This window comes from Leucobacter manosquensis (genome assembly GCF_018304845.1).
Lineage (GTDB): Bacteria > Actinomycetota > Actinomycetes > Actinomycetales > Microbacteriaceae > Leucobacter > Leucobacter alluvii.
In genome coordinates, this window is record NZ_JAFEVO010000001.1 from 2,030,712 (window position 1) to 2,050,891 (window position 20,180).

18 protein-coding genes are annotated in these 20,180 nt (G+C 63.0%); 9 read left to right on the forward strand and 9 right to left on the reverse strand.

What is annotated here, in order from left to right:
* Positions 1–98: 98 nt before the first annotated feature.
* Genes JSQ98_RS09460 through JSQ98_RS09470 form a run of 3 tightly spaced genes read right to left on the reverse strand, consistent with a single transcriptional unit; the run spans position 99 to position 2,853 of the window.
* Positions 99–710, reverse strand: a complete 612-nt coding sequence (locus JSQ98_RS09460; protein WP_211649438.1) for a response regulator — start codon at positions 708–710, stop codon at positions 99–101.
* Entirely contained in the window at positions 707–1,717 is a 1,011-nt protein-coding gene (locus tag JSQ98_RS09465; RefSeq protein WP_346728766.1) for an acetamidase/formamidase family protein, read from the reverse strand. Before JSQ98_RS09465 ends, JSQ98_RS09460 begins: the two co-directional genes overlap by 4 nt.
* Positions 1,609–2,853 (reverse strand): aromatic amino acid transport family protein, encoded by a 1,245-nt coding sequence (locus tag JSQ98_RS09470; protein WP_211649442.1) that lies wholly within the window; start codon positions 2,851–2,853, stop codon positions 1,609–1,611. The genes JSQ98_RS09465 and JSQ98_RS09470 overlap by 109 nt, the downstream gene beginning before the upstream one ends.
* A 288-nt stretch (positions 2,854–3,141) precedes the next feature.
* On the opposite strand from JSQ98_RS09470, the gene JSQ98_RS09475 reads away from it, so the two are divergent.
* The 5 genes from JSQ98_RS09475 (at position 3,142) to JSQ98_RS09495 (ending at position 7,474) form a co-directional block, all read left to right on the forward strand.
* The gene (locus JSQ98_RS09475; protein ID WP_211649444.1) at positions 3,142–4,434 is read left to right on the forward strand and encodes a type III PLP-dependent enzyme domain-containing protein; all 1,293 of its coding nucleotides are present in this window, start codon (positions 3,142–3,144) and stop codon (positions 4,432–4,434) included.
* Between the two features lie 184 nt (positions 4,435–4,618).
* Entirely contained in the window at positions 4,619–4,780 is a 162-nt protein-coding gene (locus JSQ98_RS09480) for a hypothetical protein (protein ID WP_211649445.1), read from the forward strand.
* A gap of 181 nt (positions 4,781–4,961) precedes the next feature.
* On the forward strand, positions 4,962–5,327 hold the full coding sequence (locus JSQ98_RS15520) for a M20/M25/M40 family metallo-hydrolase (RefSeq protein WP_430413602.1): 366 nt from the start codon (positions 4,962–4,964) through the stop codon (positions 5,325–5,327).
* Complete coding sequence (locus JSQ98_RS15270) at positions 5,276–5,701, forward strand: peptidase dimerization domain-containing protein (protein WP_211649447.1); 426 nt, start codon at positions 5,276–5,278, stop codon at positions 5,699–5,701. Before JSQ98_RS15520 ends, JSQ98_RS15270 begins: the two co-directional genes overlap by 52 nt.
* Positions 5,702–6,796: 1,095 nt before the next feature.
* Complete coding sequence (locus JSQ98_RS09495) at positions 6,797–7,474, forward strand: metal-dependent transcriptional regulator (RefSeq protein WP_211649448.1); 678 nt, start codon at positions 6,797–6,799, stop codon at positions 7,472–7,474.
* On the opposite strand, the gene JSQ98_RS09500 is transcribed toward JSQ98_RS09495, so the two are convergent.
* Genes JSQ98_RS09500 through JSQ98_RS09525 form a run of 6 tightly spaced genes read right to left on the reverse strand, consistent with a single transcriptional unit; the run spans position 7,375 to position 13,674 of the window.
* On the reverse strand, positions 7,375–8,163 hold the full coding sequence (locus tag JSQ98_RS09500) for a metal-dependent transcriptional regulator (RefSeq protein ID WP_211649449.1): 789 nt from the start codon (positions 8,161–8,163) through the stop codon (positions 7,375–7,377). The genes JSQ98_RS09495 and JSQ98_RS09500 overlap by 100 nt on opposite strands.
* Positions 8,164–8,179: 16 nt before the next feature.
* Positions 8,180–9,058 (reverse strand): metal ABC transporter permease, encoded by an 879-nt coding sequence (locus tag JSQ98_RS09505; RefSeq protein ID WP_211649450.1) that lies wholly within the window; start codon positions 9,056–9,058, stop codon positions 8,180–8,182.
* A complete protein-coding gene (locus JSQ98_RS09510) occupies positions 9,055–9,990 on the reverse strand; it encodes a metal ABC transporter permease (protein WP_211649454.1) in 936 nt (311 codons plus the stop codon). Before JSQ98_RS09510 ends, JSQ98_RS09505 begins: the two co-directional genes overlap by 4 nt.
* Complete coding sequence (locus JSQ98_RS09515) at positions 9,987–10,784, reverse strand: metal ABC transporter ATP-binding protein (RefSeq protein ID WP_430413603.1); 798 nt, start codon at positions 10,782–10,784, stop codon at positions 9,987–9,989. Before JSQ98_RS09515 ends, JSQ98_RS09510 begins: the two co-directional genes overlap by 4 nt.
* A gap of 12 nt (positions 10,785–10,796) precedes the next feature.
* Positions 10,797–11,756 (reverse strand): metal ABC transporter substrate-binding protein, encoded by a 960-nt coding sequence (locus JSQ98_RS09520; protein WP_211650569.1) that lies wholly within the window; start codon positions 11,754–11,756, stop codon positions 10,797–10,799.
* Positions 11,757–11,775: 19 nt separating this feature from the next.
* Positions 11,776–13,674, reverse strand: a complete 1,899-nt coding sequence (locus JSQ98_RS09525; RefSeq protein ID WP_211649455.1) for a phosphoenolpyruvate carboxykinase (GTP) — start codon at positions 13,672–13,674, stop codon at positions 11,776–11,778.
* A gap of 237 nt (positions 13,675–13,911) precedes the next feature.
* On the opposite strand from JSQ98_RS09525, the gene nrdI reads away from it, so the two are divergent.
* The 4 genes from nrdI to JSQ98_RS09545 all read left to right on the forward strand — a co-directional run bounded on the left by nrdI (position 13,912) and on the right by JSQ98_RS09545 (position 20,119).
* Positions 13,912–14,412, forward strand: a complete 501-nt coding sequence (gene nrdI, locus JSQ98_RS09530) for a class Ib ribonucleoside-diphosphate reductase assembly flavoprotein NrdI (RefSeq protein WP_211649456.1) — start codon at positions 13,912–13,914, stop codon at positions 14,410–14,412.
* Complete coding sequence (gene nrdE / locus JSQ98_RS09535; RefSeq protein ID WP_211649457.1) at positions 14,409–16,598, forward strand: class 1b ribonucleoside-diphosphate reductase subunit alpha; 2,190 nt, start codon at positions 14,409–14,411, stop codon at positions 16,596–16,598. The genes nrdI and nrdE overlap by 4 nt, the downstream gene beginning before the upstream one ends.
* 34 nt (positions 16,599–16,632) lie before the next feature.
* Positions 16,633–17,658 carry a class 1b ribonucleoside-diphosphate reductase subunit beta gene (gene nrdF / locus JSQ98_RS09540; RefSeq protein WP_211649458.1) on the forward strand — a complete coding sequence of 342 codons (1,026 nt, stop codon included), beginning with the start codon at positions 16,633–16,635 and terminating at the stop codon, positions 17,656–17,658.
* 691 nt (positions 17,659–18,349) lie between these two features.
* Positions 18,350–20,119: an ABC transporter substrate-binding protein gene (locus tag JSQ98_RS09545; RefSeq protein WP_211649459.1), complete on the forward strand. Its 1,770-nt coding sequence runs from the start codon at positions 18,350–18,352 to the stop codon at positions 20,117–20,119.
* The last annotated feature ends 61 nt before the right edge of the window (positions 20,120–20,180 follow it).

The window sequence follows — 20,180 nt, forward strand, 5'->3', positions numbered from 1 at the left end:
GGAAACGACCCTTTAGAGATCTAGCGCGGGCGCTTCCGCCTTCATCGAGGGACGCCCTGCTAAAGAGGAACGATGACCGGGAGGTCTGCCACCCGCGCTTACTCGAAAAGGTCCTTCCGGCTCTCAATGCCGAGCTTTTGGATCACATTCGAGACATGGGTCTTCACGGTCGGAATGCTCACGAACAGCTCTCGCGCGATCTCGGAGTTCGAGTATCGCTGCAGCATGAATCCGAGCACCTCCTGCTCGCGCAGCGTGAGTGACGACTCCTGCACGCGCGCTTCGAGTTTCCGAGCGCTTTCTCCCGTATCGGCGCTGAGATCCCACACACGGTGCCCCTGCGCCGTGGCCCGAACGGTTTCCAGGAGGCGCCCCTCGGGATGATCTTTGGTGAGAAAACTGTCGGCGCCCGAGAGGAACGCGAGCGATGCGTCCGTCTTGCCCGTGTAAGACGTGTACATCATCACTTTCAACCCGTCTTCCATCGACTTAATCTCGCGGCACAGTTCGAGACCGTCCCGAACGCCCCCGAGTCGGAGCGGCAGAATGACGAGGTCGGGGTGGTACCGGGCGGTGGCCGTCAACGCCTCCGCGGCTGACGCCGCGTCTGCGACGATCTCGAGGTCGTCTTGGGCGCCGAGCACTGTCGCGAGCCCGAGGCGCACGATGGGATGATCCTCGACCAGCAGAATGGTGTGCGTGTCGCTCACAGCAGTGACGCCGCGTAGAGGTCTTCGGGGCACCATTCGCGCGGGATGGTTACACGGACCGTCGCGAGCGGGTTCACCATCTGGCTCACTTCGGCACGCACGATCACACTCGACGTGCGGTAGGCGTCAGCCCAGCTCAGGCCGCGCCAGGCTTCGATGAGCGACACGACCTCGGAGAACCCGAGCCGAACAGCTTCGTCAAGCGTCCCTGCGCTCGCGAGGATGCTCAGCCCCTCTGCGTGCCGAACGGCGGGCAACCGACCCGCATACGCCACCCGCTCGACGCTCAAGCGAACACGCCCGGCAACCTCGACGCCGGTTCCGCCGAGCTCGCCATCGCCCTGCACCGCGTGCAGGTCGCCCACCGCGAGCAGTGCACCGGGGTGGGCGGCGCGAAGCAGCAGCGACGAGCCGGCTTGCAGCACGCGCGTGTCAAGGTTGCCCCCGTGCGCGCCGGGCCACGAAGACCCGATCGCCTCGCCCGCGGGCGCCACGCCCAGAACACCGATCATGGGAGCGATGCGCACCGGGGTGTCCGGCGTGATCCAGGCGTTTCCGTCAGTGAACGGCACGATGCGCGTGTCCGCCTGGTGAACGCGGTCGCCCAGCACGCCGAGTCCCGGGGAAAGCGCCATAACACCGTGGTCGGCGATATCGATCGCATGCACGTCGATGCGGATCGCGTCTCCGACTTCCACCCCCGCGATACGCACCGGACCCGTCGCGCGGTTGAACTGCGCCATGTCAATCTCCGGGCGAAGCACTGTTTCTGAACCCATTTGTCCGCCGTAGCAGTCCGCGGTCTCGCACTCGAACACCTCGCCGAGTGCGACTTCCGCGACCGGAACATTCTCGATCGAGAACGCGGTGATCGCGGAGGTTGCCGGGACGCAGATCATCACGCCCAGCCGTCGGGCACGAGCCCGAACGCGGAGACGAGCGAATAGATGAAGGCGAGGCCGAAGACGATGATGAGGACCGCTTGGATGATCGGATGCGAGATCCATCCCGCTTTCCATGCGGGCTCTTGATCGCCGAACTTGCGCGCCTTGTGCAGCATGAGCACCGGGATCACCGACATGATCGCGCCGGCGAAGCCGCCCGCGTACCCGAGCGCGGATACGAATCCGGCGAGCTTGAACACGCCGATCAGCAGCGGCGGGACCGTGACGAGCAGAATCGCGGCAACCCGGTACCCGGGCGCGTTCTCTGACGGCCAGTTGAAGCGGTCGAACACGTTCGTCATAAGGGTGAGTGCGATCGCCCAGAACGAGGTCATCATCGCGAGCACTGCGAAGATGTTCGCCAGGTAGTACGCGAGCTCGCCGAGTTCACGGCCCCATGCGACGGTGACCACTTCGGTAATGCCATCCGGGCCCATCATGCCGAGCGCCGCGAGCGGGACGAGTGCGAGTAGGAAGCCTGTCGCGCACATGCCGACCACGATGGCACGGGGGAGCGCTCTCGGGTTGTGTTCGGCGAGACCGCGCGCCAATTCGGGGACTGTGTACTGCGCGATGAACGCGAACACCGCGAGGTTCACGATCGGGATGATGAAGTACGGTTGCACGTATGAAATGTTGCTGAGCTGTATGCCGGGTCCAACGAACGTCCAGGCGCAAAGCACGAGGATGAGCACGAGCATCGCGGTCGTGATTGCCTGCTCAGAGCGACCAGTCGCTTTGAGTCCGAACCAGACCACGACCACTCCTGGGATGAAGAATAGGAGGCTTCCGAGCGCCTCGGGGATTCCGAGCATCGCCGAGAGAATACCCCCGCTGCCCGACGCATACGCGATGAGCGCTCCGAGCCCGTTCACGACGACGCCGGCGAAAACGAGCCATGATCCGGTGTTTCCGAGGTACTTCTTCGCCAATCCGGCCAGTTGCAGCGGCTCTTTCGTGCGCAGCGCGACCTCGGCGATGTACAGCATGGACGCCGTAGTGAGCACGCCGGCGATGGCAAGTGCGATTAGTAGGGCGGGGATTCCGCCCGTCCTCGCACCGTAGGGCAGCGCGAGAATGCCGGCGCCGATGTTCGCGCCGAAGATGATTGCCACGCCCTGCAAGAAGGTGATGGTGGTGCCGTGCGGCCTTGTTTTCGCTGTCTGTGCGGCGGTGCCCGGAACGGAAGCGTTTGTCATGTCATATCTTTCTTCATCATTGATCGAACCCGCACACGGAGCTGCTCACTGTTGCCGTCGTCCTGTCGCAGCACTTGAGGGGACCTGTCCGATGCCGCTCCGCGAGGACACGATTCACCATATGGTCTCGTGCGTGGCCGAATCTCATCCTGTCGGTATGAATTCGAGGTCAGAAGTCATCCCGGTGGACTGATCCGCCGAACTCCAAAGAATCCTAGTCTTGCAGCAGAGCCGGGCAATGGCGACGCCACGCCCTCAAGCGGAGACGGAAGTGCACGAGTGACGAACATGAGCGATACCGGGAGACGGTCACGCATTCTGCAAGCAGCTACCGACAGGGGGATCTTGCACCCCGAGCGCGCGCCGCTCGCCGCTTTCGTGGATTGGGAGCGGGTGACGTTGAATGTCGAGCACCTCATGCACGCGTTTCCTGCTGACCTTTCGACGTTGCATGCATTCGCGGTGAAAGCCAACTCGTTGGTGCCTGTACTCGCACGGCTGCGGGAGCTCGGAATGGGTGCTGAAGTCGCGAGCGACGGCGAACTGACGGCGGCGCTGCAGGCGGGGTTCACCCCCGAACGCATCGTGTTCGATTCGCCAGCGAAGTCGTGGCAGGAGCTTCGCCGCGCGCTCGAGCTTGGCGTCTCGTTGAATATCGACAACTTCCAAGAGCTGGAGCGAGTGCGACAGATCGTGAAGGAGAGGCCCTCTACCTCGGAGATCGGGATCCGGCTGAACCCTCAGGTGGGTACCGGTGACATCGCCGCAATGAGCACCGCGGGCGTGCACTCGAAATTCGGCATACCGCTCGAGGACCCGGGCATGCGCGAGCGACTCATCGAGGCGTATCTCGCGCATCCATGGTTGCGCAGGGCACATACGCATGTCGGTTCGCAAGGCTGCCCCTTGCCGCTCATCGGGCAGGGCGTGAACGAGCTCGTGCGGTTCGCCGACGAGGTGAACACGCGGGCCGGGTTCGCGCAGATCCAAACCCTCGATATCGGCGGCGGACTTCCCGTCGATTTCAAGACCGATGCTCCCCTCTCGGCGTTCGACGAGTACGTTGCCGTGCTCGGCGAGGGCGCTCCCCGCCTGTTCTCCGGCGACTACGCCATCGTGACCGAATTCGGCCGGAGTATTCTGGCGAAGCAAGGCTTCATCGCCGCATACGTCGAGTACACGAAGCAGGTCGGCGGGCGCGATATTGCAATCACCCACGCCGGCGCGCAGATCGCCACGCGCACGATCTTCATGCCTGTGGCGTGGCCTCTGCGTATCGAGGCTTTCTCGCAGAGCGGTGATGCGAAGAGCTTGGAGCACACCGTTGTCCAAGACGTCGCCGGCCCGTGCTGCTTTGCGGGTGACCTCGTCGCGCGCGGTCGCGAGTTGCCTGCACTGGTCCCGGGAGACATCGTGGCACTCCTCGACACCGGTGCTTATTACGCCAGCAACCCGTTCGCGTACAACTCGCTGCCCGTGCCTGGGGTGTACGGCGTATCGATGACCGCCAACGCCGCTCCTGAATTCTCGGTGATGCGCGAGGCGCAGCTCGAACCCTATCTCGAGGCCACCGCCGAATAGTCACTGAGAAGGGTTCGTCAACGAGGACCGCGATGCGTTCTCACGTGGCGACGGAATCGGGACGCCCGCCATCCCCGCGCAGCGCACCACCGGTCGACGCCAACCGGAACTTGATGCGGATCAGGTGCCCGAGATGCTCCGCGAGCTCCTCGTTCACTCCATCATTCCAACCCCCGGCGCGCTCATGGGGTATCTCGCCGTCGCTCGGATCCCCTACGAGCTGTGGGTCAAGTTCGTCTGGAAGCTCATCGCGGCGTGGCTCGTGATCGCGGCACTCGTCCTCGTCGTTGGCGCCATCTGGGAGTGCCAGCCTGATGGTTGGCGACGCGATCCCGGTGACAACTGACGACTCACGTGTCGTCGGGATCCGGTCTCACCTGGCCGCGCATGCGGAGACGATCTGGCGGGAGACCTGCACCTCCGACTACCTTGCCCGATTGCTGAACGACGCAGGGCTCAAGCCCCAGCATTTCGGGGACTTTCCCGACTTCATCCTAGATGTCGGACCCGGGACGCCTCTCGTGGGAATGCGTGGGGACCTCGACGCGCTTGCGCACGAGACCCCCGAGGGAACCATGATCGCGCACTCGTGCGGTCACGACGCGAACCTCGCGATCGTCGCGGAGACGATGCTACGGCTGGCGGAGCGGTCGAATGAGTTGTCGCACGCCGTGCGCGCGGTGTTTCAGCCCGCTGAGGAACAGGGGAACGGTGCGGCTTCAGTCGCCGAGCTCGGGGTGACCGACGAGCTGAGCTACCTCTTCGGGGTGCATCTGCGGCCGGGAAACGAGCTTCCAGCCCCCTCTTCGCGCCTTCGATCTCGCATGGCTCGTGCTGTTTCGTGCGCGGAAAGATCCTCGGGAGCGACCACTATGGCGCGCGCCCCAATCTAGGGGTCAACGCGATCGAGGTGGCGGCCACCTTCGCGTCGCAGGTCGCCGAATCGCGCGCTGACCCGCAGGTTTCGCACTCCGCGAAGTTCACGAAGCTACCCTCAGGCAGTGGTAATCTCAATGGGATCCCCAGATCGGTGTCGTTCGGGATCGACTTACGAGCGCAGACGAACGATGCGATGGCCCAGTTGCGCAAGGGCGTGCGCCGGATCGGGAGCTGCCACGCTGAGCTATACGGCAGTGAGATCGTGCTGGAGGCGGAGAACTTCGTACCAGCCGCATTCGGTGGTGAGGAGACTGAGGCCCTGCTCGCCGCCTCGATCGAGCGCACTGCCGACGGTTCCCCCCCGTGCCGTGACCTCCGGCTCGGATGACTTCCACTGTTATACGCTGCGGCGGCCGGAGTTGCAGGCCGCGATGCTGGCGGTTGGCGCGGACGTGACACCCGGCCTGCATGACTCAGCGATGCGCTACGACGTGTCCCGGCTCGGCCCCGCCGCCACCGTCATGGTCCAGACCTGCCTCGCTGCACGCTGAGCCCGTCCTGCTGAAACTTCGCTACCCGCGCGGTTTATCTCGGATATATCGCGTAAGCAACGAAGTTTTAGCAGGATGGTGGGCTAGGCGTGATGTTTTGGGGACGTTGTTTCGTGAACCACGGGTGAGTTCAGGGCGAGATGGCTTTCTGTTGTGAAGTGGAGCTGTCTAGAAAACCGCTTCACACCCAAAAAGGCCCTCCTGATCCACGCTAAACTAAATCTGTATGCTCGCGATCAGCGGCACCTTCATCGCCATCTTCGTCGGCAGTGCCTTGGATACGCTCTTCGGCAGCGACTAAGGACGTATTTTGCGCATCAAGCTCGGCGTCGTCGTAGCCGTGATCCTGCTCGCCGCACGGTACCGACTTCACCTGTCGCTCTGCATCACTAGGCAGTTCAGCGAACGCCGGCAATGGGGAGCCTGCGCCATACTCTTACCGCCAAAGCCCTGCTCCTCATCGCGGTCACCGAGTTTCTCAGCAGCATCAGCCCGAACACCCCAGACGAACACCACGACGCCGGCGAATCCCCGCGGTTACGGTCGAGGGGGCACCCCTCTATACAAGGTCTCTAGGGCTCACCGTCGACGGCGCTATCGCTCCCGTGGTCAGAGGCGAGAACACGCTCTCATTCCGATTCGAAGACCACGACGAACCCGTCATGGTCGAAGAGGTTACCCTCGAGGCGCTACTCCCGGAACAGCAACACGGCCCCTTCACTGTGGCCCCACGGATCCATCCAGATACCGGTGAGGAGGAAGCACTGCTGACGATGTCGGTCGCTGGCGAATGACAGATCCAGGTAGCCACACGAATCGATACCTACTTCCACCCCGTCGCGATCGTGCGCCTCTAGTGTCTCTCAATCCACGAATCCAAGGTTCTGACTACGATGCACCATCGTCTGATCCTGGCGCGTTATCCTGTCGTGGTGTCCGTCTCTAATTTGTCTGCGAGTAGTCAAGATTATCTGAAGGCGGTGTGGACGTTAGCGGAGTGGTCGGAGAGCCCGGTGACGCCGAAGCTGATATCGGATCGGATGGGGTTAAAGCTCTCCTCCGTCTCAGACGCGGTTCGGAAGCTCACTGAGCAGGGGCTTCTCGAGCACGCCCCGTATGGTGCAGTGACTCTGACGCCGGAGGGGCAGGAGCCTGCGGTGACGATGGTGCGTCGGCATCGTCTGATCGAGACGTTCCTCGTGGAGACGCTCGGGTATCGGTGGGATCAGGTGCATGACGAGGCCGAGGTACTCGAGCACGCGGTATCCGATTTCCTGATCGAGCGTCTTGCCGAGCTCCTCGGGCATCCTGATCGAGACCCGCACGGTGATCCGATCCCGTCTGCGGACGGGACCGTGGGCCGCCCCGACGCCATCTTACTGACTGCGCTGGCGCCTGGGCAGCGGGCGCGGGTGGAGCGCATCTCTGACGATGATCCGCAGCTGCTGCAGTTCTTCGCGGAGAACGGCATTCGCTTCGGCACGGCCCTCGAGGCGTATCCGAGTGCGCCCTATTCGGACGTGACTGAGGTTCTCGTCGATGGTCGGTCCGGACGGCTCACGCTGGGGCGCGCGGCCACCGATGCGGTCTGGGTGGAGCTACTGGACTGAGTCGGCTTCGGGTGCTCCTTCCCATCCGACCTTGCGGTAAGGACCCGGGAGGCAGCCTGGACTCCGATCGTGAGCGCCGTGTTGTTGCAGGTTCCATAGATCACCCCGGTCGTGTGATCCATATGCTCGATGCGAACAAGTTGGCCTGGAGTGAGGCCGAGGACATCAAAGCGGTCGAGTAGCGCTTGATCCGTATCGGAGACACGCAGGATCTCGAGCTCGACGCCTCTGGGCTGATCACCCAACGGACGACCTTTCCGCGCGTTCGGTTCTCCTTTGGTTCCAGGGATGGGGTTGCCGTAGGGATCGGTGAGCGGCGAGCCTGACACCTGATGTAGGCGATTTGCGAGGTCATCGTGGAGCACGAGCATGAGTGTGTTGGCTTCTCTCGCGACGTCCGGCCACGGGTAGTCGAGGACCCGATAGAGGAAGGCGCGGGCGACCCGGTCGTTGCGTATTACTTTGAGAGCGAGTTGCTCACCCTTGAGGGTGAGCTCGATCGGCCCGTACGGTTCGTGGTGGATGAGCCGCGCGTCTGCGAGCGTGCGAACGGTCTGAGACACGGTGGCAGTAGCTTTCGAGAGCCGTTCGCTGAGGATCGTGACGCCGACGCGGGCCATTTCTTCATTCTGCAGGATCCAAATCGTTTTGAGGTACGGGATGATCGTGGCATTTCTCGGAGTCGACATGCACGTGCCTGCGCGCTCACGACAACACGGCAGGTTGGTGCCGGCGCTGGATCCGACCTTGGCGCGATTTCGTGACGATGAGTACCGCGGCAAATACGAGACCATAGAACACTGACATGCCTGCACTTGTAGCGGCGTTCAAAACGTAGGCGACCCAGAACCCGGCGAGCGCTCCGGCGACGGCGATGAGCGCGGTGAGTGCGATCATCACCGGAAGGCGGGTGGCGAGCAGGTACGCGGTCGCTGCCGGTACGACGACGAGTGCGATCACGAGGATCGCGCCTGCGGCGTTGAATGCGGCGGTGACGGTGACGGAGACGAGGAACATGAATGCTGTGTTCATTAGTCCGGATTGGATGCCGAGGCTGGTCGCGAACTGAGGGTCGAAGGTGGTGACTTTCAGCTTCGAGTAGAACAGTGCGAGGAATATGGCGTTGATGAGAAGTACGCCGAACATCACATACAGGTAGGCGGGCCCGACTCGTGTTCCTGCGATGATGAGCGGTTCCCAGGCCGCGATATTGAGATCTCCGGCGAGCACCATGTGCGTGTCGAGGTGAATGTTCGCGAACTCGAGTGTGACGAGGATCACTCCGGCGCTGAACAGGGCGGGGAAGATGAGGCCTTGCGGGGCGTCGCCGGTGAGCAAGCCTGTGCGGGTGAGCCATTCGCTGCCGAGCACGACGGCAAGGCCGGCGAGGGCGGCGGCGGTGATCATGAAGGGAGAGTTGAAGTTGTGGGTGAAGAAGTAGCCGAAGATGATCCCCGGCAGGATTGAATGGCTGATCGCGTCGACCAGCATCGAGTTGCGTCGGAGCACCACGAATACGCCGGGGAGCGCGCAAGCCAAGGCGGTGATCACCGCGAGGAGCATAGTTCCGAGAACGAAGCTCATGGGTGTCCTCCTTCCATGAGGAGTTCGCGTTTCAGGGTTGTGCGTGCACGCGCGCGTGAGACGGCGCGGGTGATGATGCTGCGCCGGGGGGAGAACAGCAGCGAGAGGAGGAAGATCGCGAACAGCGTGATCACGATGAGCGGGCCGGTCGGCACCTTGCCGAGCACGATCGACAGGTAGGCTCCGGCGCCGCTGCCGACCGCGCCGAACGCGGCGGACAAGGCGACCATGCCCTGCAGGGTGCGCGTCCATTGCCTGGCTGCAGCGGGCGGGGTGACAACGAACGCGACCATGAGCACGAGGCCGACGGCCTTCACGCCGATTACGGTCGCGATGACGATCGTCGTGAACATGAGCGTGTCGATCGTGCGCGCCCTGAACCCGAGCACCGTGGAGTGATCCGGGTCGAAGGTGCGCAGCGCGAATTCCTTCCAGAACACCAGCATCAGGGCGAGGGCGAGGGCGCCCACGGTGATGCTCGTGGTCAGGTCGGCGATCGTGATCACGGAGGCGTTGCCGAAGAGGTAGTCCTGGATGCCGCCCTTGCCCGGGAAGGCTCCGTTCGCGATGATCCGCATGAGCAGCATGCCGCCGCCGAAGAAGACCGTGAGGGACACGGCCATCGCGGTGTCGATGCGGATCTTCGAGACCCGGGTCACGCCGTTGGCGAAGAGCACCGCGAGCGTTCCGACGATGACCGCGCCGATGATCAGTGCGATCATGTTGCGGCCGTCCGCGCCCAGTACGACGACCGCGGTGAGGAACGCGAGCAGCGTGCCGGGCAGCGCCGCATGGGAGATCACATCGCTGATGAGCGACTGCTTGCGCAGATAGGCAAAGGACCCGAGCGCGCCGGCGACGAGCCCGATGGTCATGGTGCCGAAGAGCACCATCCGGTAGGTGTGGTTGCTGAGGAATTCGATCAGGCTCACGACGCGAACTCCAGGAACGCGTCGTCTCCTGCCGTGACCTCGTACGCGGTGCGGATGTTCTCCCGCGTGAACGATTCCTCGGCCGGACCCGAGGCCACGACGCGGCGGTTCAGCAGGGTGACATGGTCGCAGTAGTCACGCACGGTGGCGAGGTCATGGTGCACGATCACCACCGTCTTGCCCTGCTCCCTGAGCGTGTGCAGCACGGAGACGATGGCCTGCTGACTCTTCGCGTCGATGCCTTGGAACGGCTCGTCCATGAAGTACAGATCCGGGGCCTGCACCAGCGTACGGGCGAGGAACACGCGCTGCCGCTGCCCGCCGGAGAGCTCCCCGATCTGCCGGGACGCGAGATCCGGGATCCCGGTCTGCTCAAGAGCCGCGACCGCACGCTCACGCTCGCGCTTCCCGGGGCGACGGATCCAGCCGAGGGAGCCGTAGGTGCCCATCGTGACCACATCGAGCACGGTAGTCGGGAAGTCCCAGTCGACGCTGGTCGATTGCGGCATGTAGCCGACCCGTTTCCGCGTGCGTGCGAGGGGCTGCCCGAAGAACTCGGAAGTGCCGGTCAGCGGCTTCACGAGACCGAGCATGGCCTTGATGAGCGTCGACTTCCCTGCCCCGTTCGGCCCGACGATCCCCATCACCACCCCCTGGGGCACCGTGAAGTCCACGCTGCGCAGTACCGGCTCCGCATGATAAGCGACGGAGAGGTAACGGGTACGGCAGGCAAGAAGAGTCGTGTGTTCTCGGAGCGAATCCGTTCCGGAGTGGGGTTCGTGTGTGCTGTTCAGGCGTGTCACTTTCTACTCTCCAGATGCTTTCAGCGCTTCCGCAACAGCGTGCGCGTTGTGCAAGAACGCACCGACATAGGTGTTCACAGAAGCCTCCGCACCCAGAGAGTCCGCAAACAGTTCCTCACTGGACACCTCGACCTGCCACCCGAGTGACCGGACGGCCTCTTTCAGGCTCGTGATGGCCTGGGGATTGGCCTGGTTGTCCTGGAAAATCACCGGCACCGCGTTGTCGGCAATGAGCTGCGCAAGCTCCGACAGCTCACCCGCGCTGAGCTTCGCCTCGGTCGAGACGAAGTCGGTGGCATACACCTCGAGGTCGAAGGTCTGCCCGAAGTAGTTGAATGCGTCATGCCCGGTGATGAGGATGCGCGGCTCGATCTTCCCGTCGCCAAGCAGTTCGTGCGCTTCAGTGACGGCCGCATCGATCTCGTCGAGGTAGGCGTTAGCGTTTGCTTGGTACTTGTCCGCGTTCTCGGGGTCGATCTCCCCGAATTTGTCGGCGACGTACTCCACCACGAGTGACCATGCCTCGGGGCTGTTCCAGACGTGCGGATCATGGAGCGGGTTTCCCTGGTCGTCGGTTTCGGGCCAGTCAAGGAGGAGGTTCTCCGGGAGCTGGTCACCGACGGCGAGCTGCCGGTCGCCGAGACTGGTGAGCATGTCCGTCATCTGCGCTTCAAGATGCAAACCGTTCCAAAACACCAGATCCGAGTTCTGGATTGTCTCGATGTCCTTCGTCGACGGCTGGTAGGTGTGCGGGTCCCCACCGGGGCCGACCATGGTTGTGACCTCCGCATCGGGCGCGATGTTCGCCACCGCGTCGGCGAGGTATCCGGTGGTCGCGTAGACCTTGAGCGGATGACCATCCCCGCCGGGCTCAGTATTTCCGGTGTTCGCACAGGCAGTGAGACTGAGTGCGGCAATCGCAATGATCGCGACTCCGGCGCGGAACTTCCTGGTGATCTTCAAGAGAGGCAGCCTTCCAGTATCAGTGAATGTCGGGGTGAGTGCAACCAGGGCGGGATCTGGGGTGCTCGTGACCTGCCGAGGCGGCCTGCCTGGTGAGTGCCGTACTGAGGGCCTCGTGGACGTCCAAGATCTCACGTGGAACATCGGGCAGGCTCGCGAGGTGCCCCTGCCGATGCTGCACTTCCTCCATCCAGCGCTTCGTGTCGATTCGCAGCAGCCGGTCGAGATCCTCAGCGGGAATATCGAGGCCGGTGAGATCGAGCTCCTCCGCCGTAGGAATGACACCTACCGGCGTGGGCCGCCCGTGGGCGTCCCCTGCTCGGTAGCGCATGAGCCAGTTCAGGGCGCGGAGGTTCTCGCGGTAGCCGGGCCAGAGGTAATGGCCGTCCTCGGGGTCCCGTTGGAACCAGTTGACGTGCGCGAACACCGGCAGTTCCCTCACCTGCCGGAGAAGACTCAACCAGTGCTGGGCGTAGCGTCCCTCGGAGTAGGAGAAGAACGGCCGCATCGACATCGGGTCGTATCTGAGCTGTCCGTCGATACCTTCCGCAGCGAACGTCGCCTCCGCTCCCAGGGTGAGGCCATCGTAGACGCCGACTGCGGGGTCATCGATGGCGCGGATCAGGGGTTCGCGGTCGCGGGTGCGTCCCCCGAAGATGATCGCGTCGACCACAACACCTGCGGGGTCTGCTGCATCGGCGGCGAGATTCGGGATCTGTGCGAGCGGGATCGTGAACCGGCTGTTCGGGTGCGCCCACGGAGCATCCTGCTGGTCGGGGCCGCGGTCGGCGATCGGGGCGCCGGTCCAGTCGAGCCAGCCGTCGAGTTCCGCGGGCGGTTGCAGGGTGAGGCCTTCCCACCACACGTCGCCGGTGAGGTGGTTGTAGGCGGTGTTGGTGAAGATCGTGCCGGAGCCCTCCGCGATCGCGGCCATCGCGGTCGGGTTTGTGTGCTCGTTCGTGTCTTTCGCGACTCCGAATGCGCCGTTCTCGGGGTTGATCGCCCGCAAGCGACCCTCGTCGTCGATCCACATCCAGGCGATATCGTCACCGAAGAAATCGACGCGGTACCGGTCGCCGAGCGCGTCCGGTGGCAGGGACATCGCGAGATTGGTCTTGCCCGACGCGCTCGGGAACCCGCCACATACATGGGTCGTCTCCCCGGTCTTCCGATCGCGGATGCCAAGCAGCAGGAACTGCTCCGCGAGAAACTTCCCGGAGGTGTAGCCGTCGTAGGAGGCCTGGCGCAGGCCGTGGGCGATCTTCCCTAACAGTGCGTTCCCACCGTAAGCGGAGCCGTAGTGGAGGATCGTGCGCTCGTCGGCGATGGTCGCAAACAAGCGCGCATCCTCAGGCGTGCCGTGCCCGAGCGTATCGGGATCGCCGGTGACCTGTACGCCGCGGACGAAGAAGTCCGCGTCGGTGAGCCCGTCGAAGTGCTCGAGGCCGACGCGGGCCATGCGGATCATCTGCAGCACGACCGTGCGGTCGTCGGTCAGCTCCACGCCAGCTGCGTAAGCTGAGAGCGGGGTGCCGGGCGGTGCCATCAGGTAGGGGACGACGTACATCGTCTTCCCGCGAGATGCGCCACGCATCCGCTCGACGATGAGCGGCTTCACCTCGCTCGCTGGCCGCCAGTTGTTGTAGCGGCCGCGATCGGCAGGATCCGAGGTCGCGACGACCGTGCGCTCCTCGGAGCGGGCGGTGTCCTTCGGGTGGGATCTCGCGTAGTAGCGGCCCTCACCTGCGGGCAGGAGTTCACCGGAGGTGAGGGCTTCGCCGAGAAGCCGAGGGTCATCGATAGCCGAGACGAGCTCGATTCTGTCGGGCTCGGTAACTCCGGCCCACTCCTCCACGAATGCACGGATGCTCTCGTTCTGAATCTCGGCAGGAATCTGGATCCTGGTCGGATCGCTCATGGCACAACCTCACTCATTCTCGATGGGCCGGTCTCGGCCCGCGTGGACTGGTGAGGCGCCCTGCCCGCACTCCACCATGATCAGCGCGTCTAACTCTAATGTTCGGCTACCCGTAGTTGCAAACATGGGCGTGTCGTAGTCCCGCACTCGAAGATCGTGCTAACACTATATCTAGTGAAATGCGGGCCAACGCCTACTACATATTGGGTTCTTGACTGAGAGGAGAGTGATTCGCGTATGAGTGTGAAGCGCCGATTTCCGGGGCGTGCCGACCGGGAAGTTCGGGTGCTGGAAGGCCAGGAGTCGCCCGACCTGCTGTTCTTCTCGAGCGTGTCGGAGAACACCAGGCGATTTGTTGAGCGACTTGATCGTGACGCAGCACGGATCCCGCTACGGCCCCGACTCGACGGCATGATCCGGGTAACCCGCCCGTTCGTGCTCGTCCTCCCGACGTACGGCGGGGGCGAGCGGTCGGGAGCGGTGCCGAAGCAGGTGATCCAGTTCTTGAACGACCCCGCCAACCGGGCCTTGATCCGCGGTGTCATTACCGCGGGGAACACAAACTTCGGCGAGCACTATTGCCTCGCCGGGCCCATCATCTCCGCCAAGTGCCGGGTTCCCGAGTTGTATCGCTTCGAGCTCCTCGGCACCGGCCGCGACATCGCTCGCGTGAACGAGGGGATCCCCGAGTTCTGGGCACGCCAGACCTCCCCACTGAACGAGAAGGAAATCGCATGACCATCACCGCACCACCCACCCCCCGTACTGCCGGCGCCGAACCCGTTGCTCCTCCGGTGCGTGGCGGGATTGGAGAGCGCAAGGACTATCACGCCCTGAACGCACAGTTGAACCTCTTCGCACCGAACGGGTCGATCCAGTTCGACAAGGATCGCGAGGCCGCCGATGCCTACCTCGCCCAGCACGTCGCACCGAACACCCGGCAGTTCGGATCCGTGTGGGAGCGCTTGGAATGGCTCATCGCGAACGACTACTACGAAGAGTCATACCTGCGCGCCTACGACCGGGACTTCGTGGAACTGCTGCACGAGCGGGCGGTGGGTGTCGGGCACCGTTTCCAAACCTTCCTCGGCGCGTTCAAATTCTTCACCTCCTACGCACTGAAGACCTTCGACGGCACCACCTACCTTGAGGGCTTCGAGGAGCGCGTCGTCGCGACCGCGCTGTTCCTCGGGCAGGGCGATGGGGATCTCGCCACGCGCTTCGTCAACGAAATGTTGTCGGGTCGATTCCAGCCGGCGACCCCGACGTTCTTGAATGCGGGCAAGGCGCAGCGCGGCGAGCTCGTGTCCTGCTTCCTGCTGCGCCTCGAGGATAACCTCGAATCGATCGGCCGCAGTGTGAACTCCGCCCTGCAGCTTTCCAAGCGCGGCGGCGGCGTCGCCCTGCTGCTCACCAACCTGCGCGAAACCGGCGCCCCGATCAAGCAGATCGAGAACCAGGCCTCCGGCGTCGTCCCGGTGATGAAGATCCTCGAGGACAGCTTCTCCTATGCGAACCAGCTCGGCGCCCGCCAGGGTGCGGGTGCTGCGTACCTGCATGCGCACCATCCGGACATCATGCGGTTTCTCGATACGAAGCGGGAGAATGCCGACGAGAAGATCCGCATCAAGACCCTCTCCCTCGGAGTCGTGATCCCAGACATCACCTTCGAACTCGCGAAGCAGAATCGCGAGATGCATCTCTTCAGCCCGTACGATGTGCTGCGCGAGACCGGAATCCCGCTGTCGGATCAGTCGGTAACCAATCGCTACGAGGAGTTCGTCGCGAACCCGCGAATTCGTAAGACCACGATCAGCGCCCGCGAGTTCTTCAAGACCCTCGCGGAACTGCAGTTCGAGTCGGGCTACCCCTACGTGCTGTTCGAGGACACCGTGAACCGGGCGAACGCCATCCAGGGGCGGGTGAACATGTCGAACCTGTGCTCGGAGATCCTGCAGGTCAACACCCCCTCCACCTACGACCCCGCGATCGGGTACGAGCAGGTCGGGCGGGATATCTCCTGCAACCTCGGCTCGCTGAACATCGCGCAGGCGATGGCGTCGCCCGATTTCGGGGCGACAGTGGAGATGGCGGTGCGGGCGCTCACGAGTGTGTCGGATCATACCGATGTCGACGCCGTTCCGTCGGTTGCGACCGGGAACGCGGGTTCGCATGCGATCGGGCTCGGGCAGATGAACCTGCACGGCTACCTCGCCTCCCAGCACATCCACTACGGCAGCAAGGAAGGCATTGACTTCACGGACGCCTACTTCCGCACCATCGCCTACCATGCACTGCGCGCCTCGAACCGGCTCGCGATCGAACGCGGTGAGACCTTTACCGGGTTCAAGCAGTCGGCCTATGCCGACGGCTCTTACTTCGATCGATACACGGCGGCCGCGTGGCATCCCGCTACTGCCCGGGTGCGAGAGCTGTTCGCAGAGGCTGGCATCGACCTCCCCACCGTGGCCGACTGGGAGCAGTTGCGAGACTCGATCCGGGAGCACGGCACCTACAACGCCTACCTGCAGGCGGTGCCACCGACAGGGTCGATTAGCTACGTCAACCACGCCACGGCATCGATCCATCCGATCGCGGCGAAGATCGAGATCCGCAAAGAGGGCAAGCTCGGCCGCGTCTACTACCCGGCCCCGCACATGACCGACGACAACCGCGAGTTCTTCGAGGACGCCTACGAGATCGGTCCCGAGAAGATCATCGACACCTACGCCGCCGCCACCCAGCACGTCGACCAGGGGCTCTCGCTGACGCTGTTCTTCAAGGACACCGCCACGACGCGCGATATCAACAAGGCGCAGATCTACGCATGGCGCAAGGGAATCAAGACGCTCTACTACATCCGTCTGCGGCAGCTCGCCCTCGAAGGTACCGAGATCGAGGGCTGCGTATCCTGCGCCCTCTAGCCTCTCCAATCCCCCCGACCAGAAAGACTCCATCATGACCAGTATCGCGTTCGACCGCCCGCTCACCGAACTGTCCGTCACTCCGCCCGCCTACCGCCACGACCCTGCCGCGCGCCTGCGTCCGATCAACTGGAACCGCGTCACCGACGACAAAGACCTCGAGGTCTGGAATAGGCTCACCGCAAACTTCTGGCTCCCCGAGAAAGTGCCACTCTCGAACGACATTCCCGCCTGGCAGAAGATGAGCCAGGAAGAGCGCACGCTCACGATGCGCGTGTTCACCGGCCTCACGATGCTCGACACCGTGCAGGCGACGGTCGGCGAGATCTGCCAGATCCAGGACGCCCGCACCGAGCACGAGGAGGCCGTCTACACGAACATCGCCTTCATGCAGTCAGTGCACGCACGCTCGTACTCGTCGGTGTTCTCGACCCTCACCAGCACCCCTGAGATCGATGACGCATACCGGTGGGCCGTAGGCAACGACCTGCTGCAGGAACGCTGCAAGAAAGTGCTGCAGCACTACTTCGGGCAAGACCCGCTCAAGCGCAAGGTCTCATCGACGCTGCTCTCCTCACTGCTGCTGTATGCGGGCTTCTATCTGCCACTGCATTTCTCGGTGCACGCCACACTCACCAACACGGCCGACATGATCCGGTTGATCCTGCGCGACAAGGCCGTGCACGGCTACTACTCCGGCTACAAATACCAGCGCGGCCTCGAAACGCATTCGCAGGCCGAGCAGCAGAAAATGCGCGACTTCACCTACGACCTGCTCGATGAACTGTACGAACTGGAGCTCCAGTATTCGTGTGAACTGTACGAGCCACTCGGACTCACGGACGACGTCGCCGTCTTCGTACGGTACAACGCGAACAAGGCGCTCATGAACCTCGGCTACCCCGCGCGCTTCGCTCCCCAGGAGACCGAGGTGAACCCCGAGATTCTAGCTGCGCTCTCCCCCGGTAGTGATGAGAATCATGATTTCTTCAGCGGTTCCGGCTCTAGCTACGTTATCGGCAAGGCCGTTGTGACCGAAGACGAGGACTGGGACTTCTAAAGATCTTTTCCTGCATCTTCGGCGAGTTCGTGTCCACACCTGTATGTGCAAATAGGCGCGCACGAGGTACTCAAATGTGAACAACAATTCCAGATATTGAATTCGGGGTCGTAGACGATCGTATGTTCCCAATTCTTAAGGTCGCTCGCGTTCGCGTAAGGGCGCACTTGTCCTTGGGGTGGACACTTCGGTGCCAGCCTTGTTCGACCGCACGTGCTGACAACCCTGGGCGGTGCGGTTGGTGCTAAACCCGATTGTCTAGCAGCGCCGAAGAGACCCCTCCACACCCGAGAGCCGCGCGGATACGCTCCAGCGTACCGGCTAGGTACGGCAAGACGCGCCGGAAACTCAGTTCGGTCCGACGAATTGCAATCGATGCCTGCCTGACTTTAGCCACCTTGTCAGACCTCAGGAACGGTGGGACGAAGTTCGGGCACAAGATCAAACTGACGACCGGGGCATCCCCGACTCTTGTTTTCAGACAGATGTGAATACGGCACGAAGACGAGAACACACGTTAGTTGGTCAGTACCTCTGCTGCCACTCCCGCTAAACGAGGTTGTCGGGATGGAGAACGGGTGAAATCTGACATGTGCTATTTTATATGTCGCAGCGTCGTACCCCTCGGCTTGCGCACCATCGAAGGTGTCAAGCCCCCGAATCAAGGACTCAAGGACTCAAGGACGAATCTATGACTCGCAAGACGAAAGCCCTGTCCATTCCCCTAGTGACTGCGTCCGCGCTGGCCCTGGTGCTCAGCGGGTGTGCTTCCTCTAATGGGAGCTCCGCCGGAGGTGAGGGTGAGGGCCAAACCGGCGGAACTCTTAAGGTGCTGGCCGACGGGGATGTCGACCACCTCGACCCGCAGCTAATCGCGTACGTTCCTTCGAATAGCGTCACACGTACGATCTCCCGTTCTATCCTCAGCTATGAATCCTCCAATGATCCAGATGAGCGTTCGAAACTCGTGGGCGATCTCGCTACCGAGGTGCCGACAGCAGCTGACGACGGACTCAGCTACACCATCACTCTGCGCGACGGCTCCTCGTGGAATGCTCCGGGCGGGGCTCGCGATTTGGTCTCCGCTGACGTCGAGCGCGGCCTGAAGCGCATCTGCAACCCTTACGTCGGCGCGGCGCTGGGGAGCTACTTCATCGAACTCATCGACGGCATGTCGCAATTCTGCGACGGCTTCGCCTCGGTCGCCCCGGAGGCTGCGGCAATGAAGGAGTACGTTGAATCTAACGACATCTCGGGCGTTGAGACTCCGGATGAGAAGACTGTGGTGTTCCATTTGGTGGAGCCAGCATCCGACTTCACCAGTATGCTCAGCCTCGCCACCGCGAATCCCGCTCCGGTCGAGGTGTTGGATTATCTCCCCGACTCCCCCGAGTACCGCAACAACTTCGTCGCCTCCGGACCTTACACCGTCGCCGAGCACAAGCCCGACGTGAAGATGACACTCGAGCGCAACCCGTCATGGATGGCCGACAGCGACCCACTACGCAAGGCCTATGTCGACACCATCGAGATGACGATGGGCATCGAGGTGGATGCCGCGATGCAGCAGGTGCAGGCGGGATCGGCGGACATGTTGTTTGACATTCAACCCAGCCCCGCGAACATTCAGCAGCTTACGAGCACCGGAGACAAAAAGTTCTCTACGCTCGAGAACGGCGGCATCGATCAGTTCATGTGGTTCAACACCAAGACCGATAACAACGGCAGCGCCCTGCAGAAGCCCGAGGTGCGGCAGGCGCTGCAGTACGCGATCGATAAGACCGCGGTCGTGCAGGTCATGGGCGGCTCTGAGATCGCCACGGTGACGAACGGTCTGTTTGGTCCCGGCATCAACGGCTATGAGGAGTACTCCCACTACGGCGACGGCAGCGGCAAAGCCGACCCGGAGAAGGCAAAGGAGCTGCTTGCAGCGGCAGGCGCCGAGAATCTCACCCTGAAGCTCCCCTACCGCAACCTGGGCTCGCAGCCCGATATCGCCCAAACCGTGCAGGCGAGCCTGGAGGCCGCCGGAGTCACAGTCGAGCTGTTCCCCGTCCCACCCACCGACTACTACGCGAACTTCATGACTAACCCGTCTAACACCGCCGGCGGCGAATGGGATATTGCGCTGGTCGGTTGGTCGCCGGACTGGGTCGGCGGGGCGGCACGCAGCGTTTTCCAACCGCAGTTCACCTTCACTGGCACTCCCCAGGCGTACAACTACGTTGACTACAACAATGACGAGGCGAACGCTCTCGCCGCTAGGGCGCTGGAGGCGAGCTCGCCGGAAGAAGCCGGCAAGCTCTGGCATCAGGTAGATGAGACGGTGATGAAGGACTCCCCCATTGTCAGCATCGCCGCCAAGAAAAAGGCGAACTACCACTCCGGCCGCGTGCAGAACTTCGCGATCTACGCCCTCTCGCAGAACGGTGACTGGGCCAATATCTGGCTAGACAAGTGACCACTTGCTGACGATGCTGCTGTGGCGCCGGCGCCACAGCAGCATCACTTGAGGAGGGATC

What these genes read in the sequence shown, in the direction of transcription:
- JSQ98_RS09465 (WP_346728766.1), bottom strand. Translation starts at nt 1,717, where the DNA reads ATGGATCTCGCATCCGATCATCCAAGCGGTCCTCATCATCGTCTTCGG.
- JSQ98_RS09470 (WP_211649442.1), bottom strand. Translation starts at nt 2,853, where the DNA reads ATGACAAACGCTTCCGTTCCGGGCACCGCCGCACAGACAGCGAAAACA.
- JSQ98_RS09475 (WP_211649444.1), top strand. Translation starts at nt 3,142, where the DNA reads ATGAGCGATACCGGGAGACGGTCACGCATTCTGCAAGCAGCTACCGAC.
- JSQ98_RS09480 (WP_211649445.1), top strand. Translation starts at nt 4,619, where the DNA reads ATGGGGTATCTCGCCGTCGCTCGGATCCCCTACGAGCTGTGGGTCAAG.
- JSQ98_RS15520 (WP_430413602.1), top strand. Translation starts at nt 4,962, where the DNA reads ATGCGTGGGGACCTCGACGCGCTTGCGCACGAGACCCCCGAGGGAACC.
- JSQ98_RS09500 (WP_211649449.1), bottom strand. Translation starts at nt 8,163, where the DNA reads ATGTCGACTCCGAGAAATGCCACGATCATCCCGTACCTCAAAACGATT.
- JSQ98_RS09505 (WP_211649450.1), bottom strand. Translation starts at nt 9,058, where the DNA reads ATGAGCTTCGTTCTCGGAACTATGCTCCTCGCGGTGATCACCGCCTTG.
- JSQ98_RS09525 (WP_211649455.1), bottom strand. Translation starts at nt 13,674, where the DNA reads ATGAGCGATCCGACCAGGATCCAGATTCCTGCCGAGATTCAGAACGAG.
- nrdI (WP_211649456.1), top strand. Translation starts at nt 13,912, where the DNA reads ATGAGTGTGAAGCGCCGATTTCCGGGGCGTGCCGACCGGGAAGTTCGG.
- nrdE (WP_211649457.1), top strand. Translation starts at nt 14,409, where the DNA reads ATGACCATCACCGCACCACCCACCCCCCGTACTGCCGGCGCCGAACCC.
- nrdF (WP_211649458.1), top strand. Translation starts at nt 16,633, where the DNA reads ATGACCAGTATCGCGTTCGACCGCCCGCTCACCGAACTGTCCGTCACT.
- JSQ98_RS09545 (WP_211649459.1), top strand. Translation starts at nt 18,350, where the DNA reads ATGACTCGCAAGACGAAAGCCCTGTCCATTCCCCTAGTGACTGCGTCC.